Here is a 14,996-nt window from a genome sequence, read left to right on the forward strand (position 1 = left end):
GTCAGCTTTCCGGAACGAGGAAGATCGCAGCCAGCGGCGGAATGGTCAGGCGCAGTTCCGGCGTCTTGCCGTCAGCCGCCTGTACCTCTCCGACGTTCCCGACATTGCTGCCGCCATAGTGAGCGGAGTCGGAATTGAAGACCTCGTGCCATTTGCCGGCGAACGGCACCCGGACGCGATAGTTGCGATAGACGTTCGGCGAGAAATTCACGATCACGAGACAGCGCGCACGGGCGTCAAATCCCTTGCGCAGCCAGGCGAATACATTGCGGTTGGCATCATCGGTGATCGTCCATTCGAAGCCGGCCTGATCGCAATCCATCTGATGCAGCGCAGGCACGGCGCGATAGAGCCGGTTGAGGTCGCGGACCAGCGACTGAATGCCGGAATGGTTCTTGTATTCGAGCAGATGCCAGTCGAGCGACTGGTCGTGATTCCATTCCTTCCCTTGCGCGAACTCGCCGCCCATGAACAACAGCTTCTTGCCGGGATGGCCGAACATGAAGCTGTAATAGGCACGCAAGTTCGCGAAGCGCTGCCACTCGTCGCCGGGCATGCGGCCAAGGATCGATCGCTTACCGTGCACGACCTCGTCGTGCGACAGCGGCAGGATGAAGTTTTCCGAGAAGGCGTAGTGCAAGCCGAACAGGATCTCGCCGTGATGGTGCTTGCGGTAGATCGGATCCTTGCTGATGTAGTTCAGCGTGTCGTGCATCCAGCCCATGTTCCACTTGTAGCCGAAGCCGAGGCCGCCAAATTCGACGGGCCGGGAAACCTGCGGCCAGGCGGTGGATTCCTCCGCGGCGGTCGTGGCTTGCGGAAAGCGCGCAAACACTTCCGTATTGAAGCGCCGCAGGAATGCGATCGCCTCGATGTTCTCCCGGCCGCCATACTGGTTCGGGACCCACGCGCCCGCGGGGCGGCTGTAATCGAGATAAAGCATGGAGGCGACCGCGTCGACGCGCAGGCCGTCGATGGCGTAGCGCTCCAGCCAGAACAGTGCGTTCGACACCAGGAAGTTCGTCACTTCGGTGCGGCCGTAATTGTAGATCAACGTGCCCCAGTCAAGATGGCGACCCTGCAGGGGATTGGCATGCTCGTAGAACGCGGTGCCGTCGAAGTGGCCGAGCCCGTGCGGATCGTCGGGAAAATGTCCGGGCACCCAATCGAGCAGCACGCCGATGCCCTCGCGATGGCAGGCATCGACCAGCGCGGCGAAATCCTCCGGCGTCCCGAAGCGGCTGGTCGGCGCATAGAGGCCTGTTGGCTGGTAGCCCCAGGAACCGTCAAAAGGATGCTCGCTGACCGGCAGGAATTCGAGATGGGTAAAGCCCATGTCGCGCGCATAGGCCGGAAGCTGCTCGGCCAGCTCGCGATAGGTCATCCATTCATTGTCGCTCTTGCGTCGCCAGGAGCCGAGATGCACCTCGTAGATCGACATCGGCGCCGAGAGCGCGTTGATGCCGTCGGGCGCCGGCCGCGGGCGCGGCAGGTGCGCTTCGTCGAACACGATCGACGCCGTCTTCGGGCGCACTTCAGCGGCAAACGCCAGCGGATCGGATTTCAGCGGCAGATTGTGGCCGTGTGGTCCGACCATGTCGAACTTGTAGTGATCGCCCGCCTTTGCATGCGGGATGAACAACTCCCAATAGCCGACGCCTCGCACGCGCATCGGGTGGCGGCGCGCGTCCCAGAAGTTGAAGTCGCCGACCACGCTGACCCGGCGTGCATTTGGCGCCAGCACGACGAAGCCGACGCCATCGACCCCGTCGAGTGTCATCGGATGCGCGCCGAGCTTGTCATAGAGCCGCTGATGCGTGCCTTCGCCCAGCAGATAGAGGTCGAAATCGGTCAGGATCGGCGGAAATCGATAGGGATCTTCGAGCTCGACGACATTGCCGCCGAACGTCGCGCGCAACTGGTAGCGCTTGGCGCCGTTGGGGAGCGTGCCTGCGAACAGGCCGGACTCGTGGATGCGGTCGAGTTTCGCCACCTCGCCATGCTCGCCGATCGCCTCGACATTGGAGGCTTCGGGCAGGAAAGCGCGCACCACGCTTTTGTCGCCTTCGGGATGGAGCCCGAGATAATGGAAGGGATCGGAGTGGCGACCCTCGATGATCGCGTAGGCCTCGGCAGACAGTTTAGGCATGTGCTTCGCTCTCCGCATTGGACAGAATGCGAAGCAGCCCGGTCAGTGGCGCATTGAGCGCCTCCGGCCGGTGAGACAGTTCGTACTCCACCTCATCGAACGCTTTTTCAAGCAGGAAAAATCTTAACAGGCCGTCCGCCGAATGCGGACCATTTGTCCGCAGGCGTCGATCGGTCATGGCCTCGCGATAGGCGGTGAGGAACGTCGCAGTGGCGCGCTCGCGCCATTCGCCGAGCGCGGTCGCGAGCCGTCCCTGTTCGTCCCGCGCACCCTTGAGAGCGCGGTCGACCGCCGCGATCACGGCAAGGTCGATCGAGCAGACGAGGCTCGCGACGTCGCGCGCCGCGGGCGCCTTGCGCCGCCGCTCGGCCAGCGGGAGATGGGGATTGCCATCGAAGTCGATGATGAAGATGTCGTCCTTCACGATCAGAATCTGCCCGAGGCGGAAGTCGCCATGATGACGGATGTTCAACCCGCCGATGTCGGATGGCAATAGCTTCGTGAGCAGGTCGGAAAGGGCCGGACGCCGGTCCAGGAGATGGTCGACCAGCGGACGATCGGCCTCTCGCAAGCCGTTGTGGCTTTGCGCCAGCATTTCAAAGGTATGTTCGGCGCGCTTGAGGAGATCCGTGGTCCATTGGGCGATGTGCGCAGAGGTGACGGGCTCGGGCGCGAGATCGTCGCCGTCGGCCTTGGCGAGCGCGATATGCAGCTCAGCCAGTCGCCGGCCGGTCTGAGCGAGATAATGCAGATAGGGCACCTGGTCCTTGTTCCCGCGCGGGGCTTCGCTTGCGGCGAGCAGACGCTGCTCGTCGATGTAGCGGTCGAGATAGCCCGACGTCACCGCCCAGCCGTCGCCCTGGTTCTCGACATAGGCATGCACGACGCCGACGGCGCTTCGCCCGCTATCCTCCACCAGCTCGGCGCTGCCGAGTAGCGCGGGCGTGTTGGCGAACTGCGCAACCTCGGTGAGGTAGTAGCCGAGCTCGATCTCGGGGTTGGTGCCGGTTTCGAGCCGGCGATAGATCTTGGTGACATACTGATTGTCGACCAGTGCGGTGCTGTTGGCCTGCTCGATGGCGCGGATCTGCTCCGGCTGCTTGACGGTGTCCGCACCGAAGCGGCTGGTCGCCTTGAAGTCCAGCCGCAGATTGTTTTCCTCGACGATCAGGGACTGGCTGAGATTGCGCAGGAACAGGCCGATGAAGATCTGGTCGGTCGCGACGTCGAGCAGCGTTCCCTCGCGCGCGCCCTGGCGCACTGCGGCCAGTGCCCTCGGGTTGAACCGTTCGCGGTCGAAGCGAACCCATTCGATCTGCATCGGCATCACATAGCGCGATGTGACGCCGCGCTGCGTCGCCTCGAAGAATGCGAGCCAGGGCCGGTTGTCGCCGATGTCGCAGAACGGGACCGCAGACGTCAGGGTCGGCCGGATCTGCGTGGGACTGCGCTCCGGATACCAGCGGGTCCGCGACAAAAATCCCGGCAGCACGTCGCGCTCGAACACGCCGCGCTCGCGCGCAAGCGAGACCCAGGTCGAGTTGACCGGCACCACCAGCGTCTCGAATTCGGGCACCGCGCGCGGCGTCACCGGCTCGGACTTGTCGCGCTCGCGGAGCTGGAACCAGTAGTAGCCATAGGGCCCCAACGTGATCATGTAAGGCAGCTCGCCGATCGCGGGGAAACGCGTGCGGCCGAGCATCTCCTGCGGGACCCGGTCCTTCCACGGCGACAGATCGAGCTCGGTCGCCTGTGCTGCGCGCGAGAGATTGGCAATGCACAGGATGACCTCGTCGCGATATTGCCGGACATAGGCCAGCACGGATCGGTTGGCCGGGCGTATGAAGGTCATGGTGCCGCGGCCGAAGGCGAGCGTCGACTTGCGCACCGAGATCAGGCGCTTCGTGGCGCTGAGCAGCGAGGACAGGCTGCGCGACTGCGCCTCCACATTGACCGCCTCATAGCCATAGACGGGGTCCATGATCAGCGGCGCATAGAGGCGGGCCGGGTCGCAGCGCGAGAAGCCGCCATTGCGGTCCGGACTCCACTGCATCGGTGTGCGCACGCCGTTGCGGTCGCCGAGATAGATGTTGTCGCCCATGCCGATCTCGTCGCCGTAATAGATGATTGGCGTGCCCGGGAACGACAGCAGCAGCGAGTTCATCAGCTCGATCTTGCGCCGGTCGTTGTCCATCAGCGGCGCGAGCCGCCGGCGGATACCGAGATTGATCCGCGCCCGCGGATCGTTGGCATAAGTCGACCAGAGATAGTCGCGCTCGACGTCGGTGACCATCTCCAACGTCAGTTCGTCATGATTGCGCAGGAATAGCGCCCATTGACAGCTCGAGGGAATGTCGGGCGTCTGGCGCAGGATGTCCGTGATCGGAAAGCGGTCCTCCTGTGCGATCGCCATGTAGATGCGCGGCATCAGCGGGAAATGGTAGGCCATGTGGCATTCGTCGCCGCGGCCGAAATATTCCTGCACGTCCTCCGGCCACTGATTGGCTTCGGCCAGCAGCAGCTTGCCCTTGGAGTAGGCGTCGAGCTCCTGGCGCAGCCGTTTGATGATGGCATGCGTCTCGGGAAGATTCTCGTTCGAGGTGCCCTCGCGTTCGCAGAGATAAGGGATCGCGTCCAACCGGAATCCGTCGACGCCGGCGTCGAGCCAGCGCTTCATCACCTGGATGATGGCACTGACCACCCGCGGATTGTCGAAGTTGAGATCGGGCTGGTGCGAGAAGAAACGGTGCCAGTAGAACGCGCCGGCCTCCGGATCCCAGGTCCAGTTGGATTTCTCGGTATCGGTGAAGATGATCCGCGTACCCTGATATTTCTGGTCGGTGTCGCTCCAGACATACCAGTTGCGCGCGCTCGAGCCCGCGGGGCTCCTGCGCGCGCGCTTGAACCATCTGTGTTGGTCGGAGGTGTGGTTGACGACGAGCTCGGTGATCACCCGCAAGCCGCGCCGCTGCGCCTCCTGGATGAAGCGCTTGAAGTCCTTCATCGTCCCGAAATCGGGATTGACCGAGCCGTAGTCGGCGATGTCGTAGCCGTCGTCGCGGCCGGGCGAGGGATAGAACGGCAACAGCCACAGCGCGGTGACGCCGAGATCCTGCAAATAAGGCAGTCTTTCGGTCAGCCCGGCGAAGTCGCCGATACCGTCATGATTGCTGTCGGCAAACGCCTTGACGTGGAGCTGGTAGACGATCGCGTCCTTGTACCAGAGCTCGTCCACGACCTCGGCAGCTTCGACCTTCTTCTCGTCAACGGAGGAAAGAACGTTCATGCCGTGGACCCTCACGCTAAGCAACGGAACAAGAACGCCGGATCGCGATAGGGATCGATGCGCAGCCGGATTCCGCCCCATTCGATTGCGGACTGCTCGCCGGTGAGAAGGTTCTCAACGCGTGCGATATGGTGACGTTCCCCGTTCGCGTCGACAGTGACGTCGCCGAGCGGGAGCCAGACCTCCCGCACGTTGGACGACAGGGCGATGGCGACGAGGACGGTGTTGGTCCGGTCAATCGACTCCTTGGCGAACGCGATCACGTCGCCATCGTCGATGCCGAGAAAGCGCAAATTCGACGTTTGTTGCAGCGCCTTGTTGTCGCGGCGGATGCGATTAAGCTCGGCGATGTAGGGCTTGACGTTGCCGGGGCGATCCCAGTCGCGAACCCTGATCTCGTATTTCTCGGAGTCGAGATATTCCTCGAGCCCCGGGACGGCCTGGTGCTCGAGCAGTTCGAACCCGCTATAGATGCCGTAGCTGCCTGACAACATGGCCGCCAGCGCGACGCGCGACTTGAACATCCAGGGCTCACCGCTCTGGAGATGATGCGGCAAGACGTCGGGCGTGTTGACGAACAGGTTGGGGCGATAGAAGTCGTGCTCGGGATAGCTGGTCAGCTCAGTCAAATATTGCTCCAACTCCCATTTCTGTGTTCGCCACGGAAAATAGCTGGAGGACTGGGCGAAGCCGAGCTTGGCGAGACCCTTCATCAGTTTCGGTCGGGTATAGGTCTTGGAGAACAGGATCACCTCGGGATGCCGGCGGCGGATATCGCGGATCAACCACTCCCAGAAGCCGAAGGGCGCAGTGTCGTGATTGTCGATGGCAAAGATGGTCACGCCGTGGTCGATCCAGAACAGCATGACGTCGCGGAAGGCGTTCCACAATTCGCTTCGGGTCAGGCAGGAGAAATCGGGCACGACGATGTCGGGATAGTCCGCCGTTCGCATCGAGCCGTCCGGCCGCCATTTGAACCATTCCGGATGCTGCGTCAGCCAGGGATGATCCGGCGAACACTGAACCGCGAAATCGAGTGCAAGCTCGACGCCATATTCCAGGCAGGTCGCAACCAGCGCGCGGAAATCCTCTATGGTGCCGAGCTCCGGATGCAGTGCATCGTGACCGCCCTCGGACGCGCCAATGGCATAGGGGCAGCCCGGATCGCCTGAGGCGGTGACCGGTGAATTGTTGCGGCCCTTGCGGCGGGTGCGACCGATCGGGTGGATCGGCGTGAAATAGAGCACGTCGAAACCCATCGCGGCGATATCGGGGACACGCGCGATGCAATCCCTGAGCGTGCCGTGCTGGCCCGCCACCTTGCCCTGGCTGCGCGGCATCATCTGGTACCAGGTACTGAAGCGCGCTTCCTCGCGGTCGACGACCAGCGGGAAAAGGGGCGAGCGGGTTAGGTCGGGCCGCGACTGGCTGTCGGCCATGGCGTCCCGCAGCTCATCCGCCATCAGCGGGGTGACCTCGCCGCTCTGCAGGAAAATCTCGCATTGCTGCAGGATGATGGCCGCGGCGTCATCGTCTGCGCCATGGGCCCTGGTCAGGAGGGCCGCGCCCTCGATCGCGTCGAGCGTGACATCGGCTCCGGATCGCTGCCTGAGCGCGAGCCCGTGACGCCAGGTCGCGAATTCGTCGGTCCAGGCCTCGATGGCGTAGACGTATTGGCCCGGCCCGGGCGGGGTGAACGCGCCGACCCAGCGGTCATTGCCATGATGGAGCATCGGCGTGCGCTGCCATTCCCGATCCTGCTCGCGGCGCCAGAGCAACGCGGCGCTGACCGCGTGGTGCCCGTCGCGGTAGATGTCCGCCCAGACATCGACGCGCTCGCCCGCGACGCGCTTGACGGCAAAGCGGCCGCCATCGACCAGCGGATAGACGTCTTCAATAAGGAAAGCGCCGCCGGCTGCGACACTCTCGACAGTTTGAATTGTCTTGTTCACGGTGATGCCATTGACAACAAAGTAACGTCTCGCTTCCCTTGCCGGGAACCGACGCTTGGTACCTATATAGAAAGCCTCTTGTGTGTCATTAGTTCCCGTCAGGAACGGTAGCCGCAGTCAGCGCGTTGATTCCGACTATCCTATTCCTCCGCCTCATGAAAATGAATGCCGCCGGCTGATGGTGGCCTGCAAGCTGCGTGCCGAATGGATCTTTTAGCTGAAGCCAGAACCAAGGGCGTCCAGTCCGAATTCGTCGATGCCTTGGGCAAGCTGCGGGTCACCGCGCCCGATGCCCTGACGTCGATACTCCAGGCCTTGCCGGAGAAGCGCACCTACCGCTTCGTCAGCGGTGCTGTCGTGGTTCGCACCAGCCGGCAGCCGCGCACCGACCTCACCGAGGCTGCCAAGCTTCCGCTGCGTTGGTCCGTCGCAAACGGCACCGTGACGGTCGCGCAGGGCGAGGCGCGCGAGCGCATCATTGTCTGGCCCGATCATCTGCCGTCCGGCTACCATCGGCTGAAGCTCGTCGATGCGTCCGGGGCGGCGGAAGAGGTGCCGCTGATCGTGGCGCCCGAGCGCGCTTTCACCGGCGATTTCGACCGCGGCTGGCTGCTCGCGGTGCAGCTCTACAGCGTTCGCTCCGCACGCAATTGGGGGATCGGCGATTTCACGGACCTTGCCGATCTCGTCACGCTCGCCAAAGAACTCGGCGCCGATGGCGTTGGCCTCAACCCGCTGCATGTGCTGTTCGACGACCGGCCGTCTGATTGCAGCCCCTATTCGCCGAACAGCCGGCTGTTCCTCAACCCGCTCTACATCGACGTCGAGAAGATTCCGGAGTTTTCGCCTGGCCTGCTGCCGGAGGCGCGCGCGACCGCGACGTCCTTGCGCGAAGGCGACCGCGTGCGATACCGCGAGGCAGGGCCGCTGAAATGGCGCGGCCTGCGCGCCGCGTTCGACGCGTTCAAGGCCAAGGCTGGCCCCGGGCGCCGAGAGGCATTCGATGCCTTCCGCCTCGAGCGGGGTCCGCTGTTGTTGCGCTTTGCCTGTTTCGAGGTGCTACGCCATCGCTTCCCAGGACGACCGTGGTGGGAATGGCCGTCGGAGTGGCAGCGGCCTGACGAGACGAAATGCGCGGAGCTGCGCGCAGGCCCCGATCATGACGAGGTCGAGTTCGTCGAGTTCGTGCAATGGACGGCCGATCAGCAGTTGGCTGCGGCCAAGGAGCTCGCAGGCCGGCTCGGCATGAAGGTCGGGCTCTATCTCGATGTCGCGGTCGGCGTGCAGTCCGACGGATTCGACGCCTGGAACGAGCAGGGCGCGATCTCCCGCCATCTCGCAGTCGGCGCACCTCCCGATGTACTGAACACGGTGGGCCAGGATTGGGGTCTCGCCGGCTTCAATGCCGGTGGCCTGGAGGCGCAATCGTTCGTGCCGTTCGCCGACATGCTGGCCGCCTCGATGCGCCATGCCGGCGCGATCCGGCTCGATCACGTGCTCGGGCTGAAGCGGCTCTACCTCGTGCCGCGCGGTTTCAAGCCGGACAACGGCGCCTATGTGCAGATGCCATTCGAGGCGCTGCTGGCGGCGGTCGCGCGCGAGAGCGCCGCGCACAAATGCATCGTGATCGGCGAGGATCTCGGCACCGTGCCGGAAGGTTTTCGCGAGACCATGCAGGACTGGGGCATCTGGTCCTATCTCGTGATGATGTTCGAGCGCGATGACGCCGGGCGTTTCCGCAATCTCGATCACTACAGGTCCAACGCCCTCGTCACGTTGAACACGCACGATCTGTGTACCTATGCCGGCTGGCGCTCGTTCAGCGATCTCAAGATGAAGCTCTCGCTCGGGCTCGACCCCGGCGAGAACGAGGAGGCGCGCTGGCACGCCCTCGGCATGCTCGACGAGATCCTGCGCTTCAACGCCATTCAGGCTAACGATCTCTATTCGGTGCTGGCGTTCCTGTCCCGGACGCCCTCCCGCCTTCTCGCGGTGTCGCTCGAGGATCTCCTGGGCGTGATCGACCAGCCGAACATCCCCGGCACGATCGACGAGCACCCCAACTGGCGCCAGCGGCTGCCGCTCGCGCTGGACAAGATTGCGTCGAGCATCGATCGCGCGGCGCTGAAAGCCGCAACGCGGGAGCGGTCGCACGGTTAGAGTCCAGCACGACAATTTCAGGTGGGTTACACGGAATTGTCACAGAAGATCGAAGATTATGCGCTGATTGGCGATTGCGAGACCGCGGCCCTCGTCGGCCACGACGGCTCGATCGACTGGCTGTGCTGGCCGGCCTTCGATTCCGACGCCTGCTTCGCCGCAATCCTCGGCACCAGGAGAAACGGGCGCTGGCAGATTGCGCCAAGCGAAGCCCTGACGGCTCGCGCCCGCCGCTATCTCGGCAACACGCTGATCCTCGAGACCCGTTTCGAGACGGACGGCGGCTCCGTCGCCTTGATCGACTTCATGCCGCCGCGCGGCAAGGCGTCCGACATCGTCCGGCTGGTGCGCGGCCTGAAGGGCCGCGTCAAGCTCAGGATGGAGCTCATCATCCGCTTCGGCTTCGGCGTCGATATCCCCTGGGTCAGGCGCACCGAGGATCGCTCCACTGTGCTTGCGATCTGCGGGCAGGACATGACGGTGCTCCGCACGCCCGTCGAGACCCGCGGCGAGGACTTGACCACCGTCGCGGAGTTCGAGGTCGCTGCGGGCGAGACCATCCCCTTCGTGCTGACCTATGGGCCGTCGCATCTCGCTCCGCCCGAGGCAATCGATCCCGAGCGCGCACTCGCGGAGACCGAAGCCTTCTGGAAGGACTGGTGCAGCCACGTCAATAGCGACGGCGAGTATCACGATCTCATCATGCGCTCGCTGATCACGCTGAAGGCACTGACTTTCGACCCGACCGGCGGCATCGTCGCGGCGCCCACGACCTCGCTGCCCGAGAAGCTCGGCGGCGCCAGAAACTGGGACTACCGCTTCTGCTGGCTGCGCGATGCCACCTTCACGCTGCTCGCGCTGATGAACTCGGGCTATACCGAGGAAGCATCGGCTTGGCACAGTTGGCTGTTGCGCGCGGCCGCCGGTTCACCGGCGAACATGCAGATCATGTACGGCATCTGGGGCCAGCGGCGGCTGCTCGAATGGGAGGCCGGATGGCTCGACGGCTATGAGGGAGCGAAGCCGGTTCGCGTCGGCAATGCCGCCCACGCGCAATTGCAGCTCGACGTCTATGGCGAGCTGATCGACGCGTTCCACCAGTCGCGCATGGCGAAGTTGAAGCTCGACGACGAAAGCTGGGCGCTGGAATGCGCCGTGCTCCAGCATCTTGCCGAGGTCTGGGATCATCCCGACCACGGCATCTGGGAGCGCCGCGGCAAGCCTAGGCACTACGTCTTCTCCAAGGTGATGACCTGGGTTGCCTTCGACCGCGGCATCAAGAGCGCCGAGACCTTCGGCTTCAAGGCGCCGCTACTGCACTGGCGCGCCTTGCGCGACGCCATCCACCGGGACGTCTGTCAGAGAGGTTTCGACGCCGAGGCGAACGCTTTCGTCGAATCCTATGGCTCGAAGGTTCTCGACGCCAGCGCGCTGCTGCTGCCCGCGGTCGGCTTCCTTCCGGCAAAGGATGCCAGGGTGCGCGGAACCATCGCGGCGGTCGAACGGCACCTGATGCGCGACGGATTCGTCCTGCGGCATGATCCCCGCGAAGTGTCCGAGGAGACACAGCCGATCGAGGGGGCGTTCCTCGCCTGCAGCCTGTGGCTTGCGGATGCTCATGTGCTCGCCGGCGACCTCGACAAGGCGCAGGCGCTGTTCGATCGCGTGGTCGGCATCGCCAATGACGTCGGGCTCCTGGCGGAGGAATACGACTCGGTGGCGCGACGCCAGACCGGAAATTTCCCGCAAGCGCTGACCCACATCGCGCTGATCAATACGGCGCATAATCTGTCGGCCGCAAGGACCCACGCCGAGAAGCCGGCGGTGCAGCGGTCGCAATAGCTGGCTTAACGGATCCCGTTCCGCTTCAGGATCATCTCGATGGCGCCGGCAAAGCCTTCCTGCTCATTGGTCGTCGTGACGTAAGTTGCCTGCTGCTTGACATTATCGGTTGCATTGCCCATCGCGATCGACAGGCCGCTGACGCGGAACATCGCAAGGTCGTTTTGCATGTCGCCGATCGTCGCGACCGCATCGGTCGAGATGCCGAGTCGTCGCGCCATCGACTGGACGAAAGTGCCCTTGTTGCAGCCGGGCGGAGTGACGTCGAGATAATAGGTCTGCGAGCGGATCGCCTCGGCTTGAGTCCCCAGCGCTTCCTGCATCGCCTTTTCACAGGCCTCCAGATGCGGCGCGTCGGCGCTGGCGCCGACGATCTTGCACGCGCTCGAAAGATAGGGCGAGAAGTCGCTGACGACGGTCGGATCGGCGCGGATCGTGTGCTGCTCGTGACCGACGTATTTCCCCTCCGGATTGCGGATCAGCCACTTGTCCGATGTGAACAGCCAGATATCGACGCCGAACTCGTCGAGGATCTTGACGCTGCGCTCGGCGGCTGAGGCCGGGATCAGATTCTGCTCGACCGGCTTCATCTGCGGATCGACGATCGAGGAGCCGTTGAAGGCGCCGACCGGCAGTGAGAGCGCCAGCGGCTCGATCAGGAAGCGCATGCCGATGCTGGGGCGGCTGGAGGTGATGGTGAAGCCGATCCCGGCATCACGCAGCCGCTGCACCGCGGCCCTGGCGCGCTCGGTGAGAGTCTTGTCCTTGGTCACCAGCGTGCCGTCGACGTCGGAGACCACGAGTGAGATGGGCGTCATGACATTGCCTTGTGCTGCTCGCTGCCGAATTTCAACTGCCGCAAGACGCCATCAACTATCGCCTCGACGGTCTCGTCGATCGAGACGGTGATCACGTGTTCGCTCGCTTCCGGCGGCTCCAACGTCTTGAACTGGCTGGTCAGCAGTCCGGGCGGCATGAAGTGCCCCTTGCGGTGGGCGAGCCGGTCGGCGATCAGCTCCTGGGTGCCCCTCAGGAACACGAAGCGGACGTCATCGCGTCCACGCAAGAGCACGTCGCGATAAGTGTGCTTCAGCGCCGAGCAGGCGATGATGACGTGCTCGCGGGCCTCGCAGACACGCGCAATCTCGTCGGCGATAGCGTTGAGCCAGGGCCAGCGGTCCTCGTCGGTGAGCGGGTGGCCGGCGCTCATCTTCGCGACATTGCTCGGCGGATGGAAACTGTCGCCGTCCTCGAATCGCCAGCCGAGCCGCTCACCAAGTGCTTCCGCAACCGTACTCTTGCCCGAGCCCGACACGCCCATCACGATCAATGCACAAAGTGCTTCACTGCCCGCCACGAATCCCCTCCGGGAGCGCGGCCTGGTCGACCAGCCAGACGGTCTCACCATTCGAGCGCGCGCGTACGGCCGGCAGGTTCTCGCCATTGAGGAGCCGCGTCAAGATCGCTTGCTTGTCGTGCCCGGCAATCTCGAACAGCATTTCGTGGCATGACGCCAACGCGGGCAAGGTGAGCGAGACCCTCGGCACGAAAGGCGCGACATTGGCCTTGGGCACGCCAACGACCCAGCGTTCTGTCTCCTCGACCGCGGGATAGCCGGGAAACAGCGAGGCGGTGTGGCCGTCCGGCCCCGCGCCCATCAGGACCAGGTCGAACAGTGGGCGTGACGAATCGAGCTGGTCCCCACCATAGAAGGATTGGAGCTCGCGCTGATAGGCCAAGGCGCTCTGATCGGGACTCTCGGTCGCGGTGGGGATCGGGTGGACATGGCCGGGTGGCGCGCTGCGATCGAGAAGGATCGCGCGCGCCACCGTCATGTTGTTGAGGGGATCATCGTCCTGCACGAATCGCTCGTCGCCGATGAACCAGTGCACGCGCTCCCAGGGGATCTTGTCGCGCCAGGTCTCGCTTGCGAGCAATTGATAGAGTTTCTTCGGGCTCGATCCGCCGGTAAGGCAGATCGCAATGCGGCCCGGATTGGCCGCGATGCGCGCCATCACGCGTCCGGCTGCGGCCTGCGCCAGCGCATCGGCGTCGGCGGCTACTATCAGTTTCGGCTGGTCGGCGGCAGCCATTACGAATATTTCCGCCAGCTGCGCCCGTCGCGCCGGAGTAGCTCGTCGGCGCAGGAGGGGCCGTCACTCCCGGCGCGATAAGTCTCGATGCCGTTGGTGCCCGCCTTCTTCCAGGCATCGAGGAACGGCTGCACGGCCTGCCAGCCGGCTTCGACGCCGTCGGCGCGCTGGAACAGGATGTTGTCGCCGATCATGCAGTCATAGATCAGCGTCTCGTAGCCGGTGCTTGGATCGGCCTTGAAATAGTCGCCGTAGCGGAACTTCATCTCGACGCCGTCGATCGTGACGCTCGGTCCCGGAATCTTGGCGTTGAACTGCAACTCGATGGTCTCGCTCGGCGCAATTCCGATGGTGAGGAAATTCTGCGACAGGCGGTCGACCGTGGTGCCGCTGAACATCGACAGCGGTGCCTGCTTGAACTTGATCGCAACCTCGGTGCGCTTGTGAGCCAGCGCCTTGCCGGTGCGCAGGTAGAAGGGCACACCGGCCCAGCGCCAGTTGTCGATCAGGAGTTTCAGCGCCACATAAGTCTCGGTCGTGCTGCCGGACTTGACGTCCTCCGTCTTGCGGTAGTCCGGGATATCGGCATCGCCGATGCGGCCTGCCAGATATTGCGCGCGAACCGAGCTCTTCAGCGCTTCCTCTTCGCTCGGCTGCTGGATCGCGGAGAGAACCTCTGCTTTTTCAGAGCGGACGGAGTGCGCATCGAAACGGCTCGGCGGCTCCATCGCGACCAGCGACATCAGCTGAAACAGATGGTTCGGCACCATGTCGCGGAGCGCGCCCGTTGCGTCGTAGAAGCCGCCGCGATGGCCAACGCCAAGCCGCTCCTCCACGGTGATCTGGATGTGATCGATATGGTTGCGATTCCAGATCGGCTCGAACATGCCGTTGGCAAAGCGCAGCACCAGGATGTTCTGCACCGTCTCTTTGCCGAGGTAGTGATCGATCCGGTAGATCTGGTGCTCTTCCATGATCTTCAGGAGCTCGGCATTCAGCGCGCGCGCCGAGGCAAGGTCGGTGCCGAATGGCTTTTCGACCACGAGGCGCCGCCAGGCGCCGTTGTCCTCCTTCATCAATCCGGTGCGGCCGAGCTCGCGCGCGGTCGGTGCAAACGCCGCTGGCGGGGTCGCGAGATAGAACAGCCGGTTGCCGCCGGTGCCGCGTGAGCATTCGAGCGCGTCCAGATGCTCGCGTAGCGTATCGAAGGACTGTGGATCCTTCGTATCGGCCTCGACGAAAGTCACGCATTGCAGGAGTTGCTGGGCGACAACGTCGTCGACCGGACGGGTGGCATGCTCGCGCAGACCCTTCAACAGGCCGTCGCGCAGCTCGTCATTCGACATGCCCTTGCGCGCGACGCCGACGACGCAGAATTTCTCCGGCAACAGGTTCTCAGCGGCGAGATTGTAGAGCGATGGGATCACCAGGCGATGGGTGAGATCGCCCGTGACGCCGAAGATGACGAAGGCGCAATTTTCGGGCTTGCGTTTGGGCTGCGGGTCTTTTGTCAC

At 63.9% G+C, this 14,996-nt stretch carries 9 protein-coding genes; 2 read left to right on the forward strand and 7 right to left on the reverse strand.

The features are described 5' to 3' along the window. Position 1: 1 nt before the first annotated feature. From glgB to SO156_RS06035, 3 genes are read right to left on the reverse strand one after another with little or no spacing between them, the layout of a single operon-like run. Complete coding sequence (gene glgB, locus SO156_RS06025; protein ID WP_498534164.1) at positions 2-2,149, reverse strand: 1,4-alpha-glucan branching protein GlgB; 2,148 nt, start codon at positions 2,147-2,149, stop codon at positions 2-4. Continuing rightward, positions 2,142-5,435: a maltose alpha-D-glucosyltransferase gene (treS, locus tag SO156_RS06030; protein WP_498534165.1), complete on the reverse strand. Its 3,294-nt coding sequence runs from the start codon at positions 5,433-5,435 to the stop codon at positions 2,142-2,144. The genes glgB and treS overlap by 8 nt, the downstream gene beginning before the upstream one ends. Before the next feature lie 11 nt (positions 5,436-5,446). Further along, positions 5,447-7,387, reverse strand: a complete 1,941-nt coding sequence (locus SO156_RS06035; RefSeq protein ID WP_498534166.1) for a maltotransferase domain-containing protein — start codon at positions 7,385-7,387, stop codon at positions 5,447-5,449. A 204-nt stretch (positions 7,388-7,591) separates the two neighbouring features. On the opposite strand from SO156_RS06035, the gene malQ reads away from it, so the two are divergent. After that, a complete protein-coding gene (gene malQ / locus SO156_RS06040; RefSeq protein WP_498534167.1) occupies positions 7,592-9,547 on the forward strand; it encodes a 4-alpha-glucanotransferase in 1,956 nt (651 codons plus the stop codon). Between the two features lie 36 nt (positions 9,548-9,583). Beyond that, a complete protein-coding gene (locus SO156_RS06045; RefSeq protein WP_458147705.1) occupies positions 9,584-11,389 on the forward strand; it encodes a glycoside hydrolase family 15 protein in 1,806 nt (601 codons plus the stop codon). A gap of 5 nt (positions 11,390-11,394) precedes the next feature. Here the strand turns inward: SO156_RS06045 and SO156_RS06050 are convergent, their stop codons facing one another. Genes SO156_RS06050 through zwf form a run of 4 tightly spaced genes read right to left on the reverse strand, consistent with a single transcriptional unit; the run spans position 11,395 to position 14,996 of the window. After that, complete coding sequence (locus SO156_RS06050) at positions 11,395-12,207, reverse strand: HAD family hydrolase (protein ID WP_498534168.1); 813 nt, start codon at positions 12,205-12,207, stop codon at positions 11,395-11,397. Further along, positions 12,204-12,746: a gluconokinase gene (locus SO156_RS06055; RefSeq protein ID WP_498534169.1), complete on the reverse strand. Its 543-nt coding sequence runs from the start codon at positions 12,744-12,746 to the stop codon at positions 12,204-12,206. The genes SO156_RS06050 and SO156_RS06055 overlap by 4 nt, the downstream gene beginning before the upstream one ends. Next, entirely contained in the window at positions 12,733-13,482 is a 750-nt protein-coding gene (gene pgl / locus SO156_RS06060; RefSeq protein WP_498534170.1) for a 6-phosphogluconolactonase, read from the reverse strand. The genes SO156_RS06055 and pgl overlap by 14 nt, the downstream gene beginning before the upstream one ends. Further along, positions 13,482-14,996 carry a glucose-6-phosphate dehydrogenase gene (gene zwf, locus SO156_RS06065; RefSeq protein WP_498534171.1) on the reverse strand — a complete coding sequence of 505 codons (1,515 nt, stop codon included), beginning with the start codon at positions 14,994-14,996 and terminating at the stop codon, positions 13,482-13,484. The genes pgl and zwf overlap by 1 nt, the downstream gene beginning before the upstream one ends.

Source organism: Bradyrhizobium sp. UFLA05-125, from assembly GCF_059803515.1.